Annotated in this window: 22 protein-coding genes; 7 read left to right on the top strand and 15 right to left on the bottom strand. The window is 69.7% G+C overall.

Translation table 11 applies throughout. The annotated features are described in order from the left end of the window. The 3 genes from AC31A1_RS21190 to AC31A1_RS21180 form a co-directional block, all read right to left on the bottom strand. Window positions 1-809, bottom strand: an 809-nt coding sequence (locus tag AC31A1_RS21190) for a histidine kinase dimerization/phosphoacceptor domain-containing protein (protein WP_489654812.1), incomplete at its 3' end; no start/stop codon positions are given. A gap of 91 nt (window positions 810-900) precedes the next feature. After that, window positions 901-1,401 carry an SRPBCC family protein gene (locus tag AC31A1_RS21185; protein ID WP_489654811.1) on the bottom strand — a complete coding sequence of 167 codons (501 nt, stop codon included), beginning with the start codon at window positions 1,399-1,401 and terminating at the stop codon, window positions 901-903. 94 nt (window positions 1,402-1,495) lie between these two features. Further along, window positions 1,496-2,221, bottom strand: coding sequence for a TetR/AcrR family transcriptional regulator (locus AC31A1_RS21180; RefSeq protein WP_489654810.1), 726 nt, complete (start codon window positions 2,219-2,221; stop codon window positions 1,496-1,498). Window positions 2,222-2,417: 196 nt separating this feature from the next. On the opposite strand from AC31A1_RS21180, the gene AC31A1_RS21175 reads away from it, so the two are divergent. After that, window positions 2,418-2,867 (top strand): nitroreductase family deazaflavin-dependent oxidoreductase, encoded by a 450-nt coding sequence (locus AC31A1_RS21175; RefSeq protein WP_489654809.1) that lies wholly within the window; start codon window positions 2,418-2,420, stop codon window positions 2,865-2,867. Here the strand turns inward: AC31A1_RS21175 and AC31A1_RS21170 are convergent. Beyond that, entirely contained in the window at window positions 2,857-4,125 is a 1,269-nt protein-coding gene (locus AC31A1_RS21170; RefSeq protein WP_489654808.1) for a geranylgeranyl reductase family protein, read from the bottom strand. The two genes, AC31A1_RS21175 and AC31A1_RS21170, sit on opposite strands and share 11 nt — an antisense overlap. A gap of 132 nt (window positions 4,126-4,257) precedes the next feature. On the opposite strand from AC31A1_RS21170, the gene AC31A1_RS21165 reads away from it, so the two are divergent. From AC31A1_RS21165 to AC31A1_RS21155, 3 genes are read left to right on the top strand one after another with little or no spacing between them, the layout of a single operon-like run. Then, a complete protein-coding gene (locus AC31A1_RS21165) occupies window positions 4,258-5,613 on the top strand; it encodes a dipeptidase (protein WP_489654807.1) in 1,356 nt (451 codons plus the stop codon). Between the two features lie 38 nt (window positions 5,614-5,651). Next, window positions 5,652-5,954 carry a DUF1905 domain-containing protein gene (locus AC31A1_RS21160; protein WP_489654806.1) on the top strand — a complete coding sequence of 101 codons (303 nt, stop codon included), beginning with the start codon at window positions 5,652-5,654 and terminating at the stop codon, window positions 5,952-5,954. A 15-nt stretch (window positions 5,955-5,969) separates the two neighbouring features. Continuing rightward, window positions 5,970-7,025, top strand: a complete 1,056-nt coding sequence (locus tag AC31A1_RS21155) for a protein kinase family protein (protein WP_489654805.1) — start codon at window positions 5,970-5,972, stop codon at window positions 7,023-7,025. On the opposite strand, the gene AC31A1_RS21150 is transcribed toward AC31A1_RS21155, so the two are convergent. From AC31A1_RS21150 to AC31A1_RS21115, 8 genes are all read right to left on the bottom strand, one after another. Next, window positions 6,998-8,068, bottom strand: coding sequence for an ABC transporter ATP-binding protein (locus AC31A1_RS21150; protein ID WP_489654804.1), 1,071 nt, complete (start codon window positions 8,066-8,068; stop codon window positions 6,998-7,000). The genes AC31A1_RS21155 and AC31A1_RS21150 overlap by 28 nt on opposite strands. Then, window positions 8,065-9,147: an ABC transporter ATP-binding protein gene (locus AC31A1_RS21145; RefSeq protein ID WP_489654803.1), complete on the bottom strand. Its 1,083-nt coding sequence runs from the start codon at window positions 9,145-9,147 to the stop codon at window positions 8,065-8,067. The genes AC31A1_RS21150 and AC31A1_RS21145 overlap by 4 nt, the downstream gene beginning before the upstream one ends. A gap of 32 nt (window positions 9,148-9,179) precedes the next feature. Beyond that, a complete protein-coding gene (locus AC31A1_RS21140; protein WP_489654802.1) occupies window positions 9,180-10,100 on the bottom strand; it encodes an ABC transporter permease in 921 nt (306 codons plus the stop codon). Further along, complete coding sequence (locus tag AC31A1_RS21135) at window positions 10,093-11,079, bottom strand: ABC transporter permease (protein WP_489654801.1); 987 nt, start codon at window positions 11,077-11,079, stop codon at window positions 10,093-10,095. The genes AC31A1_RS21140 and AC31A1_RS21135 overlap by 8 nt, the downstream gene beginning before the upstream one ends. Before the next feature lie 114 nt (window positions 11,080-11,193). Next, entirely contained in the window at window positions 11,194-13,011 is a 1,818-nt protein-coding gene (locus tag AC31A1_RS21130; RefSeq protein ID WP_489654800.1) for an ABC transporter family substrate-binding protein, read from the bottom strand. A 249-nt stretch (window positions 13,012-13,260) separates the two neighbouring features. After that, entirely contained in the window at window positions 13,261-14,301 is a 1,041-nt protein-coding gene (locus tag AC31A1_RS21125) for an NUDIX hydrolase (protein WP_489654799.1), read from the bottom strand. Window positions 14,302-14,444: 143 nt separating this feature from the next. Beyond that, on the bottom strand, window positions 14,445-14,639 hold the full coding sequence (locus AC31A1_RS21120) for a hypothetical protein (RefSeq protein WP_393753530.1): 195 nt from the start codon (window positions 14,637-14,639) through the stop codon (window positions 14,445-14,447). A gap of 30 nt (window positions 14,640-14,669) precedes the next feature. After that, window positions 14,670-15,641, bottom strand: coding sequence for a TIGR01777 family oxidoreductase (locus AC31A1_RS21115; protein ID WP_489654798.1), 972 nt, complete (start codon window positions 15,639-15,641; stop codon window positions 14,670-14,672). 184 nt (window positions 15,642-15,825) lie between these two features. Between AC31A1_RS21115 and AC31A1_RS21110 the strand changes: the two genes are divergently transcribed. Further along, window positions 15,826-17,850 (top strand): NPCBM/NEW2 domain-containing protein, encoded by a 2,025-nt coding sequence (locus tag AC31A1_RS21110; protein WP_489654797.1) that lies wholly within the window; start codon window positions 15,826-15,828, stop codon window positions 17,848-17,850. Between the two features lie 100 nt (window positions 17,851-17,950). Here AC31A1_RS21110 and AC31A1_RS21105 read toward each other — a convergent pair whose 3' ends face one another. Next, window positions 17,951-18,904, bottom strand: coding sequence for an ROK family protein (locus AC31A1_RS21105; protein ID WP_489654796.1), 954 nt, complete (start codon window positions 18,902-18,904; stop codon window positions 17,951-17,953). A 206-nt stretch (window positions 18,905-19,110) separates the two neighbouring features. On the opposite strand from AC31A1_RS21105, the gene AC31A1_RS21100 reads away from it, so the two are divergent. After that, window positions 19,111-20,148 (top strand): LacI family DNA-binding transcriptional regulator, encoded by a 1,038-nt coding sequence (locus AC31A1_RS21100; protein ID WP_489654795.1) that lies wholly within the window; start codon window positions 19,111-19,113, stop codon window positions 20,146-20,148. Window positions 20,149-20,155: 7 nt separating this feature from the next. Continuing rightward, complete coding sequence (locus AC31A1_RS21095; RefSeq protein ID WP_489654794.1) at window positions 20,156-20,884, top strand: hypothetical protein; 729 nt, start codon at window positions 20,156-20,158, stop codon at window positions 20,882-20,884. Between the two features lie 91 nt (window positions 20,885-20,975). Here AC31A1_RS21095 and AC31A1_RS21090 read toward each other — a convergent pair whose 3' ends face one another. Both AC31A1_RS21090 and AC31A1_RS21085 read right to left on the bottom strand, forming a co-directional pair. Continuing rightward, complete coding sequence (locus AC31A1_RS21090) at window positions 20,976-21,329, bottom strand: hypothetical protein (protein WP_489654793.1); 354 nt, start codon at window positions 21,327-21,329, stop codon at window positions 20,976-20,978. Window positions 21,330-21,380: 51 nt separating this feature from the next. Then, on the bottom strand, window positions 21,381-22,067 hold the full coding sequence (locus AC31A1_RS21085; protein ID WP_489654792.1) for a hypothetical protein: 687 nt from the start codon (window positions 22,065-22,067) through the stop codon (window positions 21,381-21,383). Window positions 22,068-22,135 lie beyond the last annotated feature (68 nt).

Raw genomic sequence — 22,135 nt, 5'->3', positions numbered from 1 at the left:
GCGTCGCCCGGGGTGCGCAGGGTGTCGAGGACCTGGCGGACCTCGCCGAGTGCTTCCTTGCTGGCGGCCTTGATGGTGGTGAGGGCCGTGCGGGCCTGCTCGGGGTCGGAGTCGAGGAGTGCGAGGCCGACGCCCGCCTGGACGTTGATGACGGAGATGCTGTGCGCGAGGACGTCGTGCAGTTCGCGGGCCATCCGCAGCCGTTCCTCGTCGGCGCGGCGGCGGGCCGCCTGTGCTCGTTCGGCCCGTTCGCGGGCCCACTGTTCGCGGCGGGTGCGGGCCAGTTCGGAGATCGCGGCGATGGCCACCACCCAGGTGGCGACGGCCAGTTCACGGCCCCACGGCATTCCGTGGTCGTGCTGCGGGGGCAGCCAGCGGTAGAGCCAGTGCGCGACCAGGAGATGCGCCGCCCACAGCACGCCGAGCGCGGTCCAGGCGGCCCGGCGGCGGCCGGCGACGACCGCGCTGAAGCAGCCCAGCGCGACGGGCAGAAAGACGGGGCCGTACGGATATCCGGCGGCGAAGTAGAGCACGGTGGCGAGCACGGTGCCGAATGCCACCCACACGGGGTACCGGTGACGCCACAGGAGCAGCCCCGACCCGACGACGAGCAGCACGCGCGCGTAGAAGTCGAGGTGGACGCGGTCGGGCTGGCTGTGCGAGGCGAAGTTGCTGCCGCCCAGCACGAACACGGTGACCAGCAGCGTGGAACGCCACGGCCACCGCGTCGGCGCCACCGCCCCGCCCCACGGCGGTCCGTGCCGCCACCACTGCGGCGGTCCCTCACCGCGCACCCGCTGCTCGTCCATGCACGTCACGCTAGACGCCGGACGGCGTCGGGGGCGTCAGCCGGACGGGGTGATCACGTGTACTTCCCGGGGAGTACGTCCGGGAACCGATCTACCCATGAGGCGTCGAGGCCCGGGACGGTGCGGCGAGCTCGGCCAGGTGGTGCAGCGAGTTGATGAGGTGCGCCGGGCCGAACGGCGGGAACCGGATGCCGCGATCCCGGATGAACTGCGGCACCGCCGACCAGTCGTAGGTGAGCGTGACCTCGGTCTCGGACGGGCCGAGCGGCACGAGGTCGTAGCGCCAGATCCAGCCGCCGAACTCCAGATCACCGTTGCCCCTGTCCTGCCCCGTCAGCCACCCGATGGCGCGCGGCGGGTCGAGCACCTGGACCTTGTTGACCACCTGGTAGTCACCATTGGGATGGCCGGAGTGATACATGTCCATCCGGAAAATCTGCCCCACCTCGGTCAGTCGCGCCCGGTCGACGGACTCCTGCACCCAGCCGGTGCCATCGATCGCGGAATGCGTCGTCGGGTCCGCCAGCACCGCGAACACCCTCGCGACGGGCACAGCGACAGTCAGGCCGGCGCTCACGCTCTCCTGGTCCACGGTGTCCACGCTCCCTTGTCATCTCGTCTCGGGCCTCCCGCAGGAGCGGGAGGCGGGACGTTCCCACCTTGCAGACGGCGCGACGGGGCAGAACTCATCGGCGGCAGCGGCCGGAGTCGACGACGTGCTGGACGTCCGCGAGACCCACCCCGAGGGCGAGTCGCCGTACCGCCTGATGGAAGAACGGCTCGCGGTCCTCCACGACGCGGCGGAACTGGCCGAACAACTCGAAGCTGACCAGCCCGTACAACTCGGCCCACGCGGCGGCGAGGGCCACGGCCACCGCGGGTGGGAGGTCGCCGGCGAAGTCCGCGACCATACGCTCCCCCTCGGCGCGGAGGCCGGAAGGAAGCGGAGGCTCGGTCAGGGTGCCGTCCTGGTCCGCGTCCCGCGCGATCCCGATAAGGAGAAGGGCCACACGGGCGGCGGACGGAACGGTCGTCTCCGGGGCGACGTACCCCGGAACCGGCGACCCGTAGATCAACGCGTACTCGTGCGGATGCGCCAGCGCCCACCCCCGCACCGCCTCACAGACAGCGACCCAGCGCTGCACCGGAACCGCGTCCGCCACCTGGGAGTACGCCGCTTCCGCGGCCTCGCCCAGGGAGTCGTACGCGTCGATGATGAGAGCGGTCAGCAGATCGTCGCGGCTGGGGAAGTAGCGGTACAGGGCGGAGGAGACCATGCCCAGCTCACGGGCCACGGCGCGCAGCGAGAGCTTCGTGGCGCCCTCCGCGGCGAGCTGTCTGCGCGCCTCGTCCTTGATGGCCGCGGTGACCTCGATCCGGGCTCGGGCGCGGGCGCCTCGTGTGGTGCTCATACGAGCCAGTGTGGCATGGAATCAGAGCAGCGCACACAAACGAGATCGGTGGACAAAAAAGAGAGCACCGCTCTTGCATTGGACCGCTGTACCTATGCAGACTGTTCCCGAGAGCGAGAGCGGTGCTCACAAAAGCGAGCGCCGTTCTCCCCGAACTGGTTCTTCACCGTCCTTCTTCTTCGCCCAGGGAGTCGTCATGAGCACGCACGTCCAGAAGCCCGGCTGGTTCACCGTGAACGTCTTCAACCGCGCCGTCGCCTGGTTCACCCGCCGCGGCCTCAGCATCTGGGGTTCACGGGTGCTGGCGGTCCGCGGCCGGAAGAGCGGCGAGTGGCGGACCACCCCGGTGAACCTGCTGACGGTGGACGGACAGCAGTACCTCGTCGCCCCGCGCGGGCACGTCCAGTGGACGCACAACATGCGGGCGGCGGGCGGCGGCGAGCTGCGGCTCGGCAAGAAGGTCGACGCGTTCACCGCGACCGAGGTCACCGGCGACGACAAGGTGCCACTGCTGCGCGCCTACCTCAAGCGGTGGAAGGCCGAGGTCGGGGTGTTCTTCGGAGGAGTCGGCCCGGACTCCTCCGACGACGAGCTGCGCCGGATCGCCCCCGACCACCCGGTGTTCCACGTCACGGTCAGGAGCTGACCTCGCCCTCCACGGGCTCCGTGGGCTCCACGCGCTCCACCGGCTCCGCGTTCCTGCGGTCGATCGCGGTCAGCGCGCGCTGCGCCATCGGGTGGCTGCGCACGAGTTCGCCCAGCGTCGTCGAGCCCCGGGTGATGTCCATGAATGCCTTCCAGGCCGGCCGGAAGCCGGTGAGGGCGGCGTGGAACAGACCGGGGCGCTTCTCGAAGATCGCCAGCATGCTCTTGCCGACGCTCATCTCGACGCCGAGCCCCGCCTTGATCGCGAACGCGTAGTTCAGCGCCTGACGGCGGGTGTCCACGGCGTCGTGCGCCTCGGCGATCCGCACGGCCCACTCCCCCGCGAGCCGCCCCGACCGCAGCGCGAACGAGATGCCCTCACGGGTCCACGGCTCCAGGAGTCCCGCCGCGTCGCCGCAGACCAGCACCCGCCCGCGTGACAGCGGCGAGTCGTCGGCCCGGCACCGGGTCAAGTGCCCTGAGGAGATGCTCGGTTCGAAGCCGGCGAGGCCGAGCCGGGCGATGAAGTCCTCCAAGTACCGCTTGGTGGCGGCGCCTTCACCGCGCGCGGAGATCACGCCGACCGTGAGCGTGTCGCCCTTGGGGAAGACCCAGCCGTAACTCCCGGGCATCGGGCCCCAGTCGATGAGCACCCGGCCCTTCCAGTCCTCGGCGACCGTCTCCGGCACCGGGATCTCCGCCTCCAGGCCCAGGTCCACCTGGTCGGTCTTGACCCCGACGTGCGCCCCTATGCGACTGGCGCTGCCGTCGGCGCCGACGACGGCCCGCGCGAGCACCGTCTCGCCGCCCTGCAGGACGACCGCGACCGTACGCCGGTCCGGGACCGCGGAGCCGTGCTGCTCGACTCGTGTCACTGTGACGCCCGTACGCAGCTCGGCGCCCGCCTTCTGCGCGTGCTCGACGAGCTGCTGGTCGAACTCGGGCCGGTTGATCAGCCCGAACAGCATCTGCCGGGACCGGCGGGTGCGCGTGAACCGCCCGTTGTTCGAGAAGGTTATGGCGTGCACCCGGTCCTTCAACGGCAGTTCGAAGCCGGGTGGGAGGGAGTCGCGAGAGGGTCCGATGATGCCGCCGCCGCATGTCTTGTAGCGGGGCAGCTCGGCTTTCTCCAGCAACAGCACGCGCCGTCCCGCGACCGCCGCCGCGTAGGCGGCCGAAGCCCCCGCGGGTCCCGCGCCCACCACGACGACGTCCCACACCCGCTGGTCGTCGTCCGCCGAAGAGTTCTCGCTGCTCACGATGGTCTACTGCTCCCGATCAAGCCGCTGCCGCACCTGTCCCCCGCATCCTACGGCGGACATCGCCACAGACCGCTGTGGGAGGATCGACGGCATCATTCGTACAACGTCGCACCCACCAGGAGCGTGCCCATGTCGTCGCATCCGGTCGCCGAGACCGTCGCCTCGCTGATGCCCACGGCGAGGACGGAGCTCACCGAGCTGGTGGCCTTCCGATCGGTGGCGGACTTCGACCAGTTCCCGAAGAGCGAGAGCGAGGGCGCCGCGAACTGGGTCGCCGACGCACTGCGCACCGAGGGTTTCCAGGACGTGGCCCTGCTCGACACCCCGGACGGCACCCAGTCCGTCTACGGCTTCCTGCCCGGCCCCGAGGGCGCCAAGACCGTCCTCCTGTACGCCCACTACGACGTGCAGCCCCCGCTGGACGAAGGCGGTTGGACGAGCCCGCCGTTCGAGCTGACCGAGCGCGACGGCCGTTGGTACGGGCGCGGTGCCGCCGACTGCAAGGGCGGCGTGATCATGCACCTGCTCGCGCTGCGCGCCCTGAAGGCCAACGGCGGTGTCCCGGTGCACGTCAAGGTGATCGCCGAGGGCTCGGAGGAGCAGGGCACCGGCGGGCTTGAGCGGTACGCGGAGGAACACCCCGACCTCCTCGCCGCCGACACCATCGTGATCGGCGATACAGGCAACTTCCGGGTCGGTCTGCCCACGGTCACCTCGACCCTGCGCGGCATGACCATGGTGCGCGTGCAGGTCGACACCCTCGAAGGCAACCTGCACTCGGGCCAGTTCGGCGGCGCCGCGCCCGACGCGCTGGCCGCGCTGATCCGCGTCCTGGACTCGCTGCGCGGCAAGGACGGCTCGACGACGGTCGACGGGCTCGCGGCCCACGCGACCTGGGAGGGGCTGGCCTACGACGAGGAGCAGTTCCGCGAGGACGCGAAGGTGCTGGACGGCGTGGAGCTGATCGGTTCCGACGCGGTCGCCGACCGCATCTGGGCGCGTCCGGCCGTCACGGTCCTCGGCATCGACTGCCCGCCGGTCGTCGGCGCGACCCCGTCCGTGCAGGCCGGCGCCCGCGCGCTGGTCAGCCTGCGGGTGCCGCCGGGCGTCGACGCGGCCGAGGCGACCAGGCTGCTCCAGGCCCACCTGGAGGCCCACACCCCGTGGGGCGCCCGCGTCCGCACCGAACAGATCGGCCAGGGCCAGCCGTTCAGCGCCGACACGACCAGTCCGGCGTACACGGCGATGGCCGACGCGATGGCGGTCGCCTACCCCGGCGAGGAGATGCAGTACGCCGGCCAGGGCGGCTCCATCCCGCTGTGCAACACCCTCGCGGCCCTCTACCCGCAGGCGGAGATCCTCCTCATCGGCCTCAGCGAGCCGGAGGCCCAGATCCACGCGCTCAACGAGAGCGTGTCCCCTGAGGAGTTGGAGCGGCTGTCGGTGGCGGAGGCGCTGTTCCTGCAGAACTACGCGGCCAACTGAGCGCGAACTGACGGTCCTTGAGGAAGGGCACCGCATCGATGAGGTTCGTCTTCACCGGCCGGGTGATCGAGTGGCGCGGCCCTTCGCCGTATTACTTCGTCCCCGTGCCGGACGAGGAGTCGGCGGACATCCGTGAGGTCGCCGCCCTCGCCTCGTACGGCTGGGGCGTGATCCCGGTCGAGGCCAGGATCGGCGAGGTCGTGTTCACCACGTCTCTCTTCCCCAAGGACGGCGGGTATCTGCTGCCGCTCAAGAACGCCGTGCGCAAGCCGCAGGGTCTCGCGGCGGACGACGAGGTGACGGTGGAGATGACCATCAACCTCCAACTCCCGTTCGGCTGACCGAAGATGGGAGACATGGCCCCCACCTCGCGCCTCGTCGCCCACAGCGACATCGCCACGTCCCTCGCCCTGCTCTCCGACCACGAGCTCGCCGAACTGGTCGAGGCCGGCACGCCGTTGGGCACGAGCGTCGGCGGTCGCTCGGCGCTGATCGAGGTGGACGGCGGAAAGGTGTTCGTGAAGCGGATGCCGCTCACCGATGTCGAGCGGCGGCCGGAGAACGTCCGGTCCACGGCCAACGTGTTCGGGGCGCCCGCCTACTGCCACTACGGCATCGGTGCGATCCCCAGCCCCGGTTTCGGCGTCTGGCGCGAGCTGGCCGTCCACGAGATGACGACCAACTGGGTGGTGTCCGGCCGCTTCCCGGGCTTCCCGCTGCTGCACCACTGGCGCGTGCTGCCCGACACACCACAGCCGCTGCCCGACGAACTCGCCGACGTGGAGCGGAACGTGGCCTACTGGGGCGGCGGTCGTGAGCACATCGGGGCCTTGCGTACGGCGTCCGCGAGCCTGACCCTGTTCATGGAACACCTGCCGCACACCCTCCACGACTGGCTCTCCGAACAACTGCGCACCGACGACCCCGACACTGCCTGCGCCCTCGTGGAGCAGGGCCTCGAAGCCGTCACCGGCTTCCTCCGGGAGCACCGACTCACGCACTTCGACGTCCACTTCAGGAACATCCTGACCGACGGACAGCAGCTCTACCTCGCCGACTACGGCCTCGCCCTCTCCCCGCGCTTCCAACTCGCGGCGGAAGAACGGGACTTCTACGACCGCCACCGTCACTACGACCGTGCGTACGCTTTCTCCTACCTGGTGCACTGGCTCGTCGTGGACCAGTACGGCTACGGCAGGGACGAGCGCGAGGACTTCATCCGCGCGTGCGCCGACGGCAAACGGCCCGAGGGCATCCCCCGGGCCGCCGCCGGACTCATCTCCCGGTACGCCCGACTCGGCGCGACGGTGGGTGACTTCAACCGCCGTCTGTGCGACGAGAGCAGGCTGACTTCGTACCCGTCCGCCGAGGAACTCGGCCTCGTCTACAGCAACTCCACGCTCTCCGCGTAGTGGCAGGCGACCGGGTTGCCGCCGCCCCGGTCCACCAGCGCCGGTATCTCCTCGACGCACGACGCCCGTTCGCTGTCGGTGAGCTGGTTGGCGAACTTGGGGCAGCGGGTGCGGAAGCGGCAGCCGCTGGGCGGGCGGACGGGGCTCGGGACGTCGCCCTGGATGGTGATCCGTTTCCGGGCGCGTTCCTTGCGCGGGTCGGGCAGCGGGATGGCCGACACCAGGGCCTGGGTGTACGGGTGCGCCGGGCGCGCGAACAGCTGCCGGGCCGGGGCGATTTCGACCAGCCGCCCCAGGTACATGACGGCCACCCGCCCTGCCACATGTCGCATCACCGACAGGTCGTGCGCGACGAAGAGAAACGACAGGTTCAGTTCGCTCTGGAGGTCCATCAGCAGGTTGAGGACGCCCGCCTGGATCGACACGTCGAGCGCCGACACCGGCTCGTCGAGGATGATCACCTTCGGGTGCAGGGCCAACGCCCGTGCGATACCGATGCGTTGGCGCTGTCCGCCGGAGAACTCGTGGGCGAAGCGGTTGCCGTGCTCGGGGTTGAGCCCGACCAGGCGCAGAAGTTCGCTCACCTCGCCGCCTGCTCCGGCCCCGTACCGGCCGTGGATGCGCAGGGGTTCGGCGACGATCTCGTGGACGGTCATCCGCGGGTCGAGGGAGGCGTACGGATCCTGGAAGACGATCTGCAACTCGCGCCGCAGCGGCCGCATCTGACGTCTGCTCAGCTCGGTGAGTTCGTGCTCCCCGTAGCGGACCCGGCCCGAGGTGGCGCGTTCCAGACCGAGGACGGTGCGGGAGATCGTCGTCTTGCCGGAGCCCGACTCCCCCACCAGGCCCAGGGTTTCGTTCTCGTGGAGGTCGAAGGAGACCCCGCACACGGCGTGCACGTCGCCGACGCGGCGGCGGATGACGCCCTTGGACATCACCGGGAAGTGCTTGACCAAGTCCCTTACCTGGAGGACCGGTTCGCCGGTGCCGCCGTGTCCGGGCAGCGGCGGCAGGGGGCCGGCGGCCTGCGCGGGCGCGGTCATACGGCGTCCTCCTCGGGGTTCGTGGCGGTGGCCGCGTCGGCGAAGCGGGCCAGGGCCTCGGTGTCCGCGCCGACCGCGTCGAAGACCTGACCGGCGCCGGTGTCGACGAGTTCGTCGGCGAAGTGGCAGGCGCTGAGGTGGAGGTCGCCGCCGGCCCTGCGCAGGGCGGGTTCGTCCGTGTCGCACACATCGCGGCGCATCGGGCAGCGGGGCGAGAAGGGGCAGCCCGGTGGCAGGTTGAGCAGGCTCGGCGGTGAGCCGGTGATGGGGGTGAGACGTGCCTCCTCGCGGTCCATGCGGGGCAGGGAGCCGAGCAGGCCGAGGGTGTAGGGCATGCGCGGGGTGTAGAAGATGTCCTCGACGGAGCCGGTCTCCACTATCCGGCCGGCGTACATGACCGCGACCCGGTCGGTGTGGCCGGCCACCACACCGAGGTCGTGGGTGATGAGGACGAGCGCCGCCCCGGTCTCGGCGCGGGCGGTCTCCAGGGCTTCGAGGATCTGGGCCTGCACGGTGACGTCGAGGGCGGTGGTCGGCTCGTCAGCGATGATCACGTCCGGGTCGTTGGCCATCGCGATGGCGATGACGACGCGCTGGCGCATGCCGCCCGACATCTCGTGCGGGTAGCTGTCGACGCGCCGCTCGGGGCTGGGGATGCCGACCGTGCCGAGCAGTTCGATCGCGCGTTCGCGGGCGTCCTTGTGCTTCATCTCGGGGTTGTGGCGGAGCAGGGTCTCGCTGATCTGATAGCCCACGTTGTAGACGGGGTTGAGGGAGGTCATCGGGTCCTGGAAGATCATCGCGATGCCACTGCCGCGCAGATCGGACAGGCGCGCGTCGGACAGCCCGAGCAGTTCGGTGCCCTCGAAGCGGACCGAGCCGCGCACCTTGGCGCCGGTCGGCAGCAGCCCCATCACGGCGAGGGCGGTCACCGACTTCCCGGACCCGGACTCGCCGACGATGCCCAGCGATTCGCCGCGGTCGAGCCGGTAGCCGACGCCGCGTACGGCCCGTACCAGCCCGTCCTCCGTGGCGAACTCCACGCTGAGGTCCTCGACTTCGAGCACGGCGGACGTCACGGGGACCTCCCGCACTCCATGACTCGTGGTCGTCACTGTCGCACCCTTTGCTGCCGGGGGTCGAAGGCGTCGCGCAGTCCGTCGCCGATGAAGTTGATGGTCAGCGCGATGGCGATGATGAACGCGCCGGGGATGTAGAAGAGCCAGGGCCGGGTCTCGACCGCCGTCTGCGCCTGCGAGACCAGCAACCCCAGGGATGTGTCCGGGGGTTGGACGCCGAAACCCAGGAAGGAGAGCGCTGTCTCGGTGAGGATGCCGGTCGCCACCAGGATCGTCGCGTTCACGATGATCGGGCCCAGCGCGTTCGGCAGCAGATGCCGGAAGATGATCCGGGTGTCCGAGGCACCGAGCGCCCGCGCCGCCTCGATGAACTCCTTCTCGCGCAGCGACAGTACGGCCGAGCGCACGACACGGGCCACGTACGCCCAGGTGAGTCCGGCGATCACGATGGCGATCCAGTACCAGGAGCCGCCTGTACGGGAGGAGATGACCAGCGCGATCGCGAACAGCGGCAGTGTCAGCACCAGGTCGGCGATGCGCATCATGACCGCGTCGACGATGCCCCGGTAGAAGCCGGCGACGGCTCCCCAGATCGCGCCGAGCAGCGTGGAGCCGAGCGCGATCATGATGGCGATCTTGAGCGAGGTCTGGGTGCCGCGCATGACCTGGGCGTAGCCGTCGTACCCCGAGGAGTCGGTGCCGAACGGGTGCTTCCAGGAAGGGGGTTTGGAGTTGTCCTCGGTGTACTTCTGGTACGAGTAGTGCCACAGGTGCGGGCCGATGAACGCCCACAGGATGATCAGCACGAACACGACCAGGCTGACCATCGCGGCCCGGTGGCGCACGAACCGGCGCAGCACCAGCTGGGTCTGAGTGCGCTGTCGTACGGTGAACTCGTCGTCCCCGCGCGGTAGTTGAGTGCCCGCGGACCCCGGTGCCTCGATGTCAGTCATAGCGGATCCTCGGGTCGAGTACGGCGTAGAGCAGATCGGCGATGAGGTTGAACCCGATGACGACGACGGCGGAGAGCAGCAGCCAGGCCATGGTGCGATAGACGTCGAGGGTGGTCGCCGCCTGGACCAGCATCTCGCCCATGCCGTGCCACTGGAAGATCGTCTCCGTGATCACCGCGCCGCCCAGGATGATCGCGATGTCGAGCGCGGTCACGGTGGCGAGCGGGATGAGGGCGGTGCGCAGCGCGTGCCGGGTCATCACCCTGCCGCGCCGCAGCCCCTTGGCGCGGGCGAGCCGTACGTAGTCGCTGTTGAGGACCTCCAGCATGGAGGCGCGGGTGTAGCGGGTCCAGGACGCGAAGGAGACCAGCGCGAGGGTGATGGTGGGCAGGATGAGGTGGCCCACGTGATCGGTGAACTGGTTCCAGGTGGTGTCGACTTCGAGGTACGGGGACTTCTCGCCGATGGTGCCGAGGAACTGGCTGCCGGTCTTCTGGTTGAACCAGATCCCGGCCTGCTTGAGCAGGACCGCGAACCAGAACACGGGCATGGCGAGGAACAGGAAGCCGAAGAAGGTGATGGTGTAGTCGGCGGCGGAGTACTGGCGGATCGCGCTGAACACACCGAACACCACGGCCAGGATCAGCGCGAGGATCATCGCCGCGGCGACCAGGGTGATGGTCACCTTGAAGCGGGTGAACAGGTCGTGTCCGATGTTCAGGTTGGCCTGCACGGACGGGCCGAAGTCGCCGTGCAGGACGCCGGTGATCCAGTTCCAATAGCGTTCCATCACCGGCTGGTTGGCGTGGATGTGCCGGGCGAAGGCGGCCACCGCCGCCTTGCTGGGCGCGGGTTGTCGTGAGGTGGCGAAGTTGGCCACCGGGTCGCCGGAGTTGATGACGACCAGGAACACGATGAACGTCGAGACGATGAGGACGGGTATGGAGACGAGGATGCGGCGCACGGTGTAGGCGAGCATGCGGTCTTCTCTCGGAGGCCGGCTGGTCGGGGATGCCGTCCGGGCCGGGCCCGGCCCCCGGTGTCTGCGGGGCCGGGCTCGACGGGCGTGCCGGTGGAGCTGTCAGCCGCGGGACTACTTCTTCAGGCCCCATGTACCGGTGTTGTAGGCGGGGCCCACGTTCGACGAGTTGTTCCGCATGTTGACGAACCGCGTCTGCACGGCGAGGAACGTCGGCTTCTGGTACAGCGGCAGGACGTAGGCGTCGTTCACCATGAGCTGGTCGGCCTGGTTGAGGAGCGCCGCGGCCTTCGTCGCGTCGGTCTCACCGATGGCCTGGGAGATCAGGGAGTCGACCGTCTTGTTGCTGTAGCCGCCGTAGTTGCCGCCGCCGCCGGTGAACCAGTTCTGCTGGGCGCCGCTGCTCGGGAACGGCGGTGCGACCCAGGCGAAGACGATGATGTCGTACTGGTGCCCGGCGAGGACCGTGCCGAGGTCGGCGGCGCCGATCGGCTTGATGGTGATCTTGATGCCGAGGCTCGCCAGGTTGCTCTGCAGGATCTGGCACTCGCTCTGCCGAATCTGGTTCCCGGTGGTGTAGCGGCAGTTGAAGGGGCCGACGGCCTTGCCGTCCGGCGTCTTCAACGCCGTACCCACACCCGTGAACTTGGCGTCCGTGAGGTACTTCTTCGCCTTGGTCAGATCGCCGGAGCCCTGGCCGGTACCGCTGACCACATCCTTGTAGCCGGCCTGCCCGGGAACGAAGTTGTGGTTGCCGAGGGGCTTCACGGCCGGGTCGAACTGGCCGACCGTCTTGGCGATGATGTCCTTGGTGTTGATCGCGGTGAACATCGCCTGCCGCAGCGGCAGGTACTTGCCGATCACCGGATCGTGCAGGTTGAGGTCGAAGTGCTCCCAGGTCAGCCCGTTGCCGATGTTGTAGGTGATGCCGGGGATGTCCTTGACCTGGTTGACCAGGTCCACCTCGGGCTGCGGGTAGATGGCCTGAACCTCGTTGTTCTTCAAGGCGGTTGGCTCTTGGGTGGCGTCCGAGATCACCTTGAAGATCAGCCGCTGCAGGGTGGCCTTCTTCGCGCCGGTCCACTTGGGGTCGGGCACATAGGTGGCGTGGTCGTTGTCGACCCACTGCTGCATCTTGTAGGCGCCCGCGGTCGGGTACTTGGTGGGCGGCGTCTTCAGGAAGTACTGCCAGGCCTGCGCCATCTGCGTGGCCGTCATGGCGGCGGCGTCACCGGCCTTGGCGCCGGAGAGCTTCTCGGCGGTGTGGGCCGGATAGAGCGGATAGCCCGCGCCGAACAGGGACTTCCAGTCCGAGTACGGCTTCGACATCACCATGGTGAAGGTCTTGCCGTTGTCGGACGGGGTGAGGGACTTGATGCGGTCGTAGCCCGCGGTGCTCTGCGGCAGACAGCCCTTGGTCTGCGTGGAGTCGCTGGCGGGCGGCGGCGGGCAGTCCTTGCCGTTGTTGGTGCGCCAGTAGTAGATGAAGTCGTCGGCGGTGATGGGCGTGCCGTCGTTCCACGCCGCCTTCGGATTGATCTTGTAGACGATGGTCTGCGGGCTAGTGCTGGTCTGCGTCGCCGAGGTCACCAGGTCGGTGTTGAGAGCGACGGTGAAGTCGGGCTGGGGGATGAACACCTGAGGCAGGACGACCTCCAGGGCCTCCCCGTTCTCGAAGGTGTTGCCGTTGACGTCCTGGACGTTCCACTGCTGGATGTTCTTCTCCAGCACATACGTGAACGTTCCGCCGGACTTGGTGGCGGCCGAGTTGCAGGTGTTGGCCTTGCCCACGGTGTTGCAGGACGTGAGCCCGGCCGAGCTGCCCTTGCCGGAGCCGCCGCCCCCGCCACTGCTGCTGCAGGCGGTGAGCACCAGGGCGAGCCCGGCGGCGAGAGTGAGGGCCCGGGTGAGGGCCGAGGATGGCGCGCGCATGTTCTTCTCCTTCGACCGGCGGAAGTCCGGTCCCGTCAAGGCGGCCGGCGGCCGCGAGAGAACTGAGCTGCGCAAAGACGTTAGAGCTCCGATGTACCTTCTTCACGTTCTTGTTCATACCGGGAAGGCGACAATTCACCCTCGCTTTGTTATCGGAATGACCCACACTCCGCAAAATCGCCAGGTGGCGCCCCCGAAAAGGCAAAGTCACGTCCAACATCGTTGATCAGACCGCAAATTGACGTGTCGTCAGCCAAGCGGTACGCCCGCCTCCAAGTAGAGCGCGGCCCCGCGTTCCCGGGCCCTCAGCGCCCACCGCAGCCGCTCGTATCGGACCGGCGGCAACAGATCGGCGGCCTCCTCCTCGCCGGCGAAGCACCAGCCGCGCAACTCCGGTCCGGGCAGAAGCAGTTGGTCGGCCACAGCGGCATCCAGCCGGCCGCCGTCGAAGAGGAGGCGCAGCCCGCCGTAGCCGGGTGGTACGGGCGGTTCCCAGTCGACGACGAGCAGGCGGGGCACCTCGTCGAGCACGATGCCGGTCTCCTCGGTGACCTCGCGCATGCCGGCCCGGGCGGGTGCCTCGCCGGATTCGACGACACCGCCGGGGAACTCCCAGCCGGCCTTGTAGGTGGGGTCGACGAGCAGGACGCGGTCCCGTTCGTCGAAGAGGAGCACTCCTGCCGCGAGGGTCTCGGAGGTGGGCTCCGGGGTCTGCACGATGTCGCACACCGGCACGGCACCGCTGCCGACGGCCCCGGCGATCCGGGCGGCCGTCTCGTACGGGGTGAGCGCGCTGGTGTCGACGAGATGGGCGTCGGCGGTGAGCCAGGAGCCGAGGGCGGCGCGGTACGACTCGATGTGGTCGTACGCCCACTGCCGTGTCCGGATCTCGCCGCCGGGGAGGTCCGGTGGGACCTCCCGGCCTGCTATTCGCTCGCGCAGGATCGTTTCCGCCGGAGCCAGGAGGACATGCCGGACCGTGACCCGGCGGGCCGCCAGACCGCCGAAGATCTCGTCCCGGTACTCCTGGCGCAGCAGGGTCATCGGGACGACGAGGGTCCCGCCCAGTTCGGCGAGCATGGCCGCCGCCGTGTCGATCACGAGCCGCCGCCACATCGGCAGGTCCTGGAAGTCGCCGACCTCTGCGAGGTGCTTGGGCGGGAGCAGGTGCGGCAGTGCTCCGCCGATGACCTCGGGGTCGAAGAGCGTGCTGTTCGGGATCAGTTCGATCAGTTCCCGTGCGGTGGTGGTCTTGCCTGCACCGAACGCGCCGTTGATCCAGACGATCACGGACAGTTCCCCCTCTTCTATTGGCCCCCTGAGGCTTGCCCGTTCCACCCTGCCACGGAAACCAGCCGCAGTTGAGAGCCCACATACGACGGCGCCGGTGCCCCCTCCGACGAGGCACCGGCGCCGTACGCTTTCGACCGCTATCAGCTGTTCTCTCCGAGGGCACCCTCGTCGACGGCGAAGCTGCCGTCGCTGACGAGGTGATCCACGGAACCCACAGTGTCCTTGACGTTCAGATCGCCGAGTACGTCGTGGTCGTGGGAGTGCGACGGGGAGATCGCGGCGACGACGAAACCGGTGGCGAGGGAGGCGATGGCCAGCATGCTGCGCTTCTTCATGCCCCGTTCAACTGACGAAGCGCGCCGGGGTCACGCCCGGACGGCCCGCCGGATGGAACCCGCCCCGCCACGTGCCCGCCGCACCAGGTCCACGGCCGCCTCGGGCCACTGCGGATGGTCGAAGGTGAACCCCTCCGCCAGCAGCCGTCCCGATACGACCCGCCGGCTCTTCAGCAGGAGTTCGGTGTCCGAGCGCAGCGCGAGGGCGCCCAGTTCCGCCATCCACTTCGTGGCGGGCAGCCCGACGGGGACTCCCCGGGCGGCGCGCAGGACGCGCATGAAGGCGCGCTGCGGGAGCGGTCCGGGGGCGGCCAGGTTCACCGGTCCGGCGATGTCGTCCCGGTCGATCAGGAACTCGACCGCGCGGACGAAGTCCTGGTCGTGGATCCAGGAGACGTACTGGGCACCGCCCGCGACCGGACCGCCGAGCCCGAGCCGGACCAGCCCCGACAGGACGCCGAAGACGCCGCCCCGGTCGGGGCTCATCACCATGGCGGCGCGCAGGGCGACCTTGCGGGTGTGCGGGGTGTCGGCGCGCTCCTGCTCGCGTTCCCAGTTCTTGGCGATCTCGACGCTGTACGACCAGTAGTCGGGTACGTCGGGTTCGGCGCCGCCGATCACGCCGGTGGCCTCGTCGTTGGGGGCGTCGTAGCGGTGGGCGTAGACGGTGGCGGTGCTCATCTGCAGCCAGACGCGTGGCGGGTTCGCGGCGGCCGCGACGGCCTCGCCGACGACCCGGGTGGAGTGCACGCGCGAGTCCATCATGGCCTTGAGGTTGGCGGAGGTGTAGCGGCAACTGACGCTGCGGCCCGCCAGGTTGATCACGACGTCGCTGCCGTCGATCTCCCGGGCCCAGGAGCCCGGGTTCTCGCCGTCCCACCACACCTCGCGGTCGCGCCTCGGCCGCCGGGTCAGGACGACGACCTCGTGACCGGCCTCGGTCAGGGCGCGGTCCAGGATCGCGCCCACCTGTCCCGTGCCACCGGGAATGACGATCTTCACCGGGCTCCCCCTTCTGTCAGGAGTGAGCCTAGCGCAGAAAGTTGAACGTGTTCAAAACTAGTTCAGCAAAATACCGAACAGCCAATACCCAACCCTTCCAACAGAGTCCGACACGTCCTAACGTAATCGCGCACATGACATGCACAGGAAGTGATCCCGTCTTTCGCGAGTCCGGAGGAACGTAATGACGCGTCACCCTCACACCCGCACGACCCGCCGAAGAGTGGTCGGAGCGCTCGCCGCAAGCCTGTTGTGCACGGCCGGCCTCGCCGCGCCGGCCGTGGCCGCTCCCTCGCAGGACCCCGCCTCCCCCGCCCTGGCCGACGGTCAGGCGCTCACCCCTCCGATGGGTTTCAACAACTGGAACTCCACCCACTGCAGAGCCGAGTTCAACGAGTCGATGGTCGAGGGCATCGCGGACATCTTCGTCAGCAAGGGCCTCAAGGCGGCCGGTTACCAGTACGTCAACCTCGACGACTGCTGGGCCCTGCCGTCCCGTGACGCCGACGGCAAGCTCGTCCCCGACCCAGTTCGCTTCCCGCACGGCATCAAGGCCGTCGCGGACTACGTGCACTCCAAGGGGCTCAAGCTCGGCATCTACACCAGCGCCGGCACGAAGACGTGCAACGACGCCGGATTCCCGGGCGGTCTGGGCCACGAGTACAGCGACGCACAGCAGTTCGCCGACTGGGGCGTGGACTATCTCAAGTACGACAACTGCAACAACCAAGGCGTGGACGCCAAAGTGCGCTACACCACCATGCGCGACGCCCTGAAGGCGACCGGCCGCCCGATCGTCTTCAGCATCTGCGAGTGGGGCGAGAACAAGCCCTGGGAGTGGGCCGCGGACGTCGGACACCTGTGGCGCACGACCGGTGACATCAGCGACAACTGGGGCTCGATGCTGTCGATCCTCAAGCAGAACCTGCCCCTTGCTCCGTACGCCGACCCCGGGCACTGGAACGACCCCGACATGCTGGAGGTCGGCAACGGCGGCATGACGGACACCGAGTACCGCTCGCACTTCTCGATGTGGTCGATCATGGCCGCGCCCCTCCTCATCGGCTCGGACCTGCGCACGGCGACCCCCGCGACCTTCGACATCCTCGACAACAAGGAGGTCATCGCGGTCGACCAGGACCCGCTGGGCAAGCAGGGCAACGTTGTCACGTCCGAGGGCGGACGCTGGGTCGTCGCCAAGGAGATGAAGGACGGCAGCCGTACGGTCGCGCTCTTCAACGAGACCGGCAGCGCCCAGCGCATCGCCACGACCGCGGCGGCCGTAGGCCTCCCGAACGCCCACGCGTACACCCTGCGCGACCTGTGGCAGCACAGGAGCTACAACACCGCGGGCGCGATCTCCGCGACCGTCCCGGCCCACGGCACGGTCCTCGTACGGGTCTCCGCCGACCGGCACGCGCTCAAGAACCCGCCCGCCGTCGAACTCGGCCTGGACAGCGCCCCGTTGGTCCAGGCGGCCACTCCGACCCCGCTCACGACGACGGTCACCGACCTGGGCCGTACGACCGCCGAGCGCGTCTCGGTGAGCCTGACCGGGCCCGCGGGCTGGAAGGTGCGGGCCACGTCGTCGACGACCGCGAGGGCCGTACCGACCGGCACGTCGCTGCGAACGAGGTGGACGGTCACCGCTCCCGCGGGGACGCCGACGGGGTCCTACGACCTGACGCTCAAGGCGAGTTACCGCTCGCCGGCCGGTGGCCGGGTCACCAGCACGCTGCCGTTCACCGCGTCCGTGGTGGTCGCTCCGCCTGCGGGCACCTCGTACCTCGGTGACCTTCCCTGGATGTCAACGGCCAATGGATGGGGGCCCGTTGAGCGCAACACCAGCAACGGGGAGAGCGCGGGAGGGGACGGTAATCCGATCACTCTCGGTGGAGTGGCGTACGCCAAGGGACTCGGTGTGCACGCCGAGAGCGCGGTGGAGTACTACACCGGGAAGACGTGCGAGAAGGTCACCGCGGACGTCGGTGTGGACGACGAGAAGGGGGCCAACGGGACCGTCGCCTTCGAGATCTGGGCGGACGGCACGAAGGTCGCCTCGACCGGCGTCCTCACCAACGCGATGCCCGCCCAGCCGGTCACGGCGGACGTGACCGGCGCCCAGGTGGTCCGACTCGTCGTCACCGACGGCGGCGACGGGATCGACTCGGACCACGCGGACTGGGCGGACGCTCAACTCACGTGCTGAACACGGCACTTCGCACTTCAGGTGCCGAACGACGCACAACTCCCGTACGGAACAAGGGCATAGGCCGCTGAACGAACGTTTCGGCCGGTCGGTCGGTCGCTCACACCCCGGCCGCGGTCGTGCTCGCCTGCCCGGCGAGTGCGGCCGCGGCCGCTCCCACCAGCCCGGCGTCCGTGCCCATCTGAGCCGGCGTCACCGTCAGCCGCCGCACGAAGGACAGCGTCGCGTAGTCGCTCAGCGCCTTGCGCAGCGGCGTGAAGAGCACGTCGCCCGCCTTGCCGACTCCCCCGCCGATCACGGCGATGTCGATCTCGACGAGGGTCGCGGTGGCCGCGATACCTGCGGCGAGGGCCTGCGCGGCCCGCTCGAAGGAGGCCACGGCGATCGGGTCGCCGGCACGGGCGGCGGCGGCCACCGCGGCGGCGGAGGCATCGCCGTCGGGACCCGGCCGCCAGCCGCCCTCGACCGCCCGCCGGGCGATGTTGGGACCGCTGGCGATCCGCTCGACGCAGCCGCGCGAGCCGCACGGGCAGGCGTCGCCGTCCAGGTCCACGCTGATGTGGCCGATATGGCCCGCGTTGCCGGTCGGCCCGGGATGCAGCTGCCCGTTGAGGACGAGGCCGCCGCCGACTCCCGTGGAGACGACCATGCACAGCGCGTTGGCGTGCCCGCGCGCGGCGCCCTGCCAGTGCTCGGCCGCCGTGATCGCCACGCCGTCGCCGATCAGCGCGACGGGCAGGTCACCGGTCGCCGCGCGCACCCGCTCGACCAGCGGATAGTCGCGCCAGCCGGGCACGTTGACCGGGCTCACGGTGCCGGCGGAGGCGTCCACGGGACCCGCGCTGCCGATGCCGAGGGCGCTCGCGCGGGACCACGAGGGCGACGCGGTGAGCTCCGCGAGCACCTCCTCCACGGCTCGCATCACGGTGTCGCCGTCGTCCTGCGAGGGCGTCGGGCGCTGTGCTCGCACCAGGATCTTGCCGTGGCCGTCCACCAGCGCCCCGGCGATCTTGGTGCCGCCGATGTCGAGCGCGGCCACGAGGTCGGTGTGCATCAGTGTCAGATCTCCCCGTCAAACATGAGAACCACCAGAAGGTGAGTTGGGCCGGTCTCGCGGTGGGGGCGCAGGCCGGAGATATTCGGTGGACAGTCTCTCTCGCATATGACAACGTTGTCCAGGCTCTATGCTCGACGCCACATCCTCATACAAACCCATGGGCCTGTGCATCCCCCGTGGACAACAGGACAGGACAGCGCATCGTGCCAGAGACCGCCCGCCGCCCCGAGAACCGCTACGGCAACCGTCCGACCATGAAAGACGTGGCCGCACGCGCCGGTGTGGGCCTGAAAACGGTGTCGCGCGTGGTCAACGGCGAACCGGGCGTCACCCCGGACACCGAGCGCCGGGTCCAGGAGGCCATCGACGCCCTCGGCTTCCGTCGCAACGACAGCGCCCGCGTCCTGCGCAAGGGCAGCACGGCCAGCATCGGCCTCGTCCTGGAGGACCTCGCCGACCCGTTCTACGGCCCCCTCAGCCGCGCCGTCGAAGAGGTCGCCCGCGCCCATGGTGCCCTGCTCATCAACGGTTCCAGCGCCGAGGACCCGGACCGCGAGCAGGAGTTGGTGCTCGCGCTGTGCGCCCGGCGCGTGGACGGTCTGGTGGTGATCCCGGCCGGGGACGACCACCGCTATCTGGAGCCGGAGATCAAGGCGGGCGTCGCGACCGTGTTCGTGGACCGCCCGGCCGGGAAGATCGACGCCGACGTCGTCCTGTCGGACAGCTACGGCGGCGCACGCGACGGCGTCACCCACCTCATCTCCCACGGCCACCGGCGCATCGGCTTCATCGGCGACATGCCCCGCATCCACACGGCCGCCGAGCGACTGCGTGGCTACCGGGCCGCCATGGAGGACGCGGGGATACCGGTCGAGGACGCCTGGATGTCCCTCGGCGTGACCGACCCGGTCCGGGTACGCCGGGCCGCCGAGGAGATGCTGACCGGCCCCTCCCCCGTCACCGCGATCTTCGCCGGCAACAACCGCGTGACGGTCACCGTCGTCCGGGTCCTCGCCGAACAGTCCCGCCGGATCGCCCTCGTGGGCTTCGACGACTTCGAACTCGCCGATCTGCTCCAGCCGGGGGTGACGGTCGTCGCGCAGGACGCGGCGACGCTCGGCCGCACGGCCGCGGACCGCCTCTTCCGCCAGCTGGACGGCACGCTGATCGCGCCGGAGCGGATCGAGTTGCCGACGAGGCTGATCACCCGGGGCTCGGGCGAGCTGCCGCCGTCGGACTGAGCGGCGGGTGAACCACCCTGTGGGCGACCGTACGTTGGAGGCGCTGGGGCTGGCTGGGGCGCCGCGCGAGGATCCCCTCAGCTACCCGGGTACGTGGCCCAAGGAGTCCGGACTCCTGGTCGGCGACCGCCTGTTGCCCCTCGACGACCACCTTCCGCACGCGAACCGCACCCCGGTCCTCGCTATCGGCTCCAACGCCTGCCCCGGCCAACTCCGGCACAAGATGGCCGAGTTCGGGATCACGTCTCCCGTCCCGATGCTGAAGGTACGGGTCACGGGTGTGGACGTCGGTGTGTCCGCGCATGTGAGCCGCGTGGGGTATGTGTCGGCATCGCCGGTCCACGCGCCCGGTGTCGTACGGGAGTTGTTCGTGACGTGGTTCGACGCGCGGCAGCTCGCGGTGGTGGACGCGAGTGAGAGGGCGTACGACCGGACGCGGTTGCCCGAGTCCGAGTGCCATATCGAGCTGGGCTCAGGCGAGTTGTTGCGGGGCGTGTACGTCTACGTCAACCGGCACGGCGTCCTGCATGACGGCACGGGTGTGCCGCGCCGGCATCCGGGCGAGCGGGCGCTGCTCACCCAACTACTGGGTAGCTCGGTGGCGTTGAGGGCGTTGTTCGGGCGGACACCGGAGGAGTTCTGCGAACGGGCGCGGGCCGACCGGGAGTTGTGCGAGCGGGGTACGAGGCTGTTCCGGGAGGAGGGGCTGGTGACGGCGTCGGGCCTGGAACGGTGAGCGGCGACTGCGCACCTCGTGCACGTCGTTGGGATCGCGTGCGTGTCGCGGGGATCGCGTGCCTGAGGTCGCGTCGGCGGGGCCGAGTACTTCAGCCGGCCCAGTGCCGGATCCAGGCCCCGATGAGGACGAAGCAGCCACCGAGGAAACCCAGCGCGGTCGCCAGGGGGAAACGGGTCGCTCCGTTCCGAGGAGCCCTGGCCGCCTCCATCGGCTCGTCGGTCCGCTGGAGCGCGATGCAGTCGGCTGTGCCCACGGTCACGGCGCTCACCGCCTCGGACGGCTCACCACCGGGGGCGCAGCGGCCGATCAGGCCGACCTGGGTGTCGTCGACGAACACCTTGTAGCGCCGGAACCGATCACGGCCACCGTCCGGTGCCCTGGACACCACGAGGGTGCCTTGCTTCCCCTGATCCGCGTCCGCGGACGGGACGTTGTCCACCATCGTCACCTCATGCGGTCGATTCCGGGACTTCCGAGTCCCGCGACGGGGACTTCAACAGACCGGCAACCCCGGCACCGGCTCGTCGTTGTCCCCACCCTTGAGGTAGACGTCGCTGACATAGACGTTGGTGTTGCCGCTGTCGTCGTCCGTCTTCGCCCACCAGGTGTTGGTCCACTGGCCGTACGTCTCGCGGCGGCCCAGGTTCTCCTGGCAGAAGAAATAGTTGGTACCCGCGCCGAGGACACCGACTTCGGTGCCGGACGCGGTGTAGGACTTGGCGCTGCGCCACACCTGGCAGTTGTACTTGCCGCCGCCGATGGACTGGCAGGCGGAGACGGGGCTGGGGCCGGCTCCGCCCGTCGTGGGGGCGCTGCCACCGGTGCTTCCACCGCCGGAGGACGTGGACTTGCTCGGGGCGACGGTGGGAGCCTGCCCCGCCGCCGTGCTCTTCCCCTTGCCGGTGTGCCGCTGCGTCGGCGCCTGGGTCTCGTCATCGCCCTGCCCGGTGGGCTTGGCGTCGGCCGAGCGGTGGGCGTCCGTACGTCCGGTGGGCGAGGCGGGGCCGGCACCGCCGCCGGCACCGGCCGGCGGTGAGTCGCTGGGTTGCGAAGTGACCGTGGTGTCCCCGGAGTCGGCCATGCGGGCGACGACCACTCCGGCACCGGCGAGGACGGCGGCTACGACAGCGGCGGCCATCAGGATGCGGACCTTGCGGCGGGGCGTGGTCCGGCTGGTCATGGGTCCGGTGGGCGGGGATGGCTGAGGTGCAGAGGCTACGAAGGCGAGGGGCGGGCCGAAGCCTTGGG

It is taken from the genome of Streptomyces sp. P5F9, from assembly GCF_057961495.1.
Note: the sequence above shows the minus strand (reverse complement) of the source record. Positions and strands in the feature narration are given on the sequence as shown.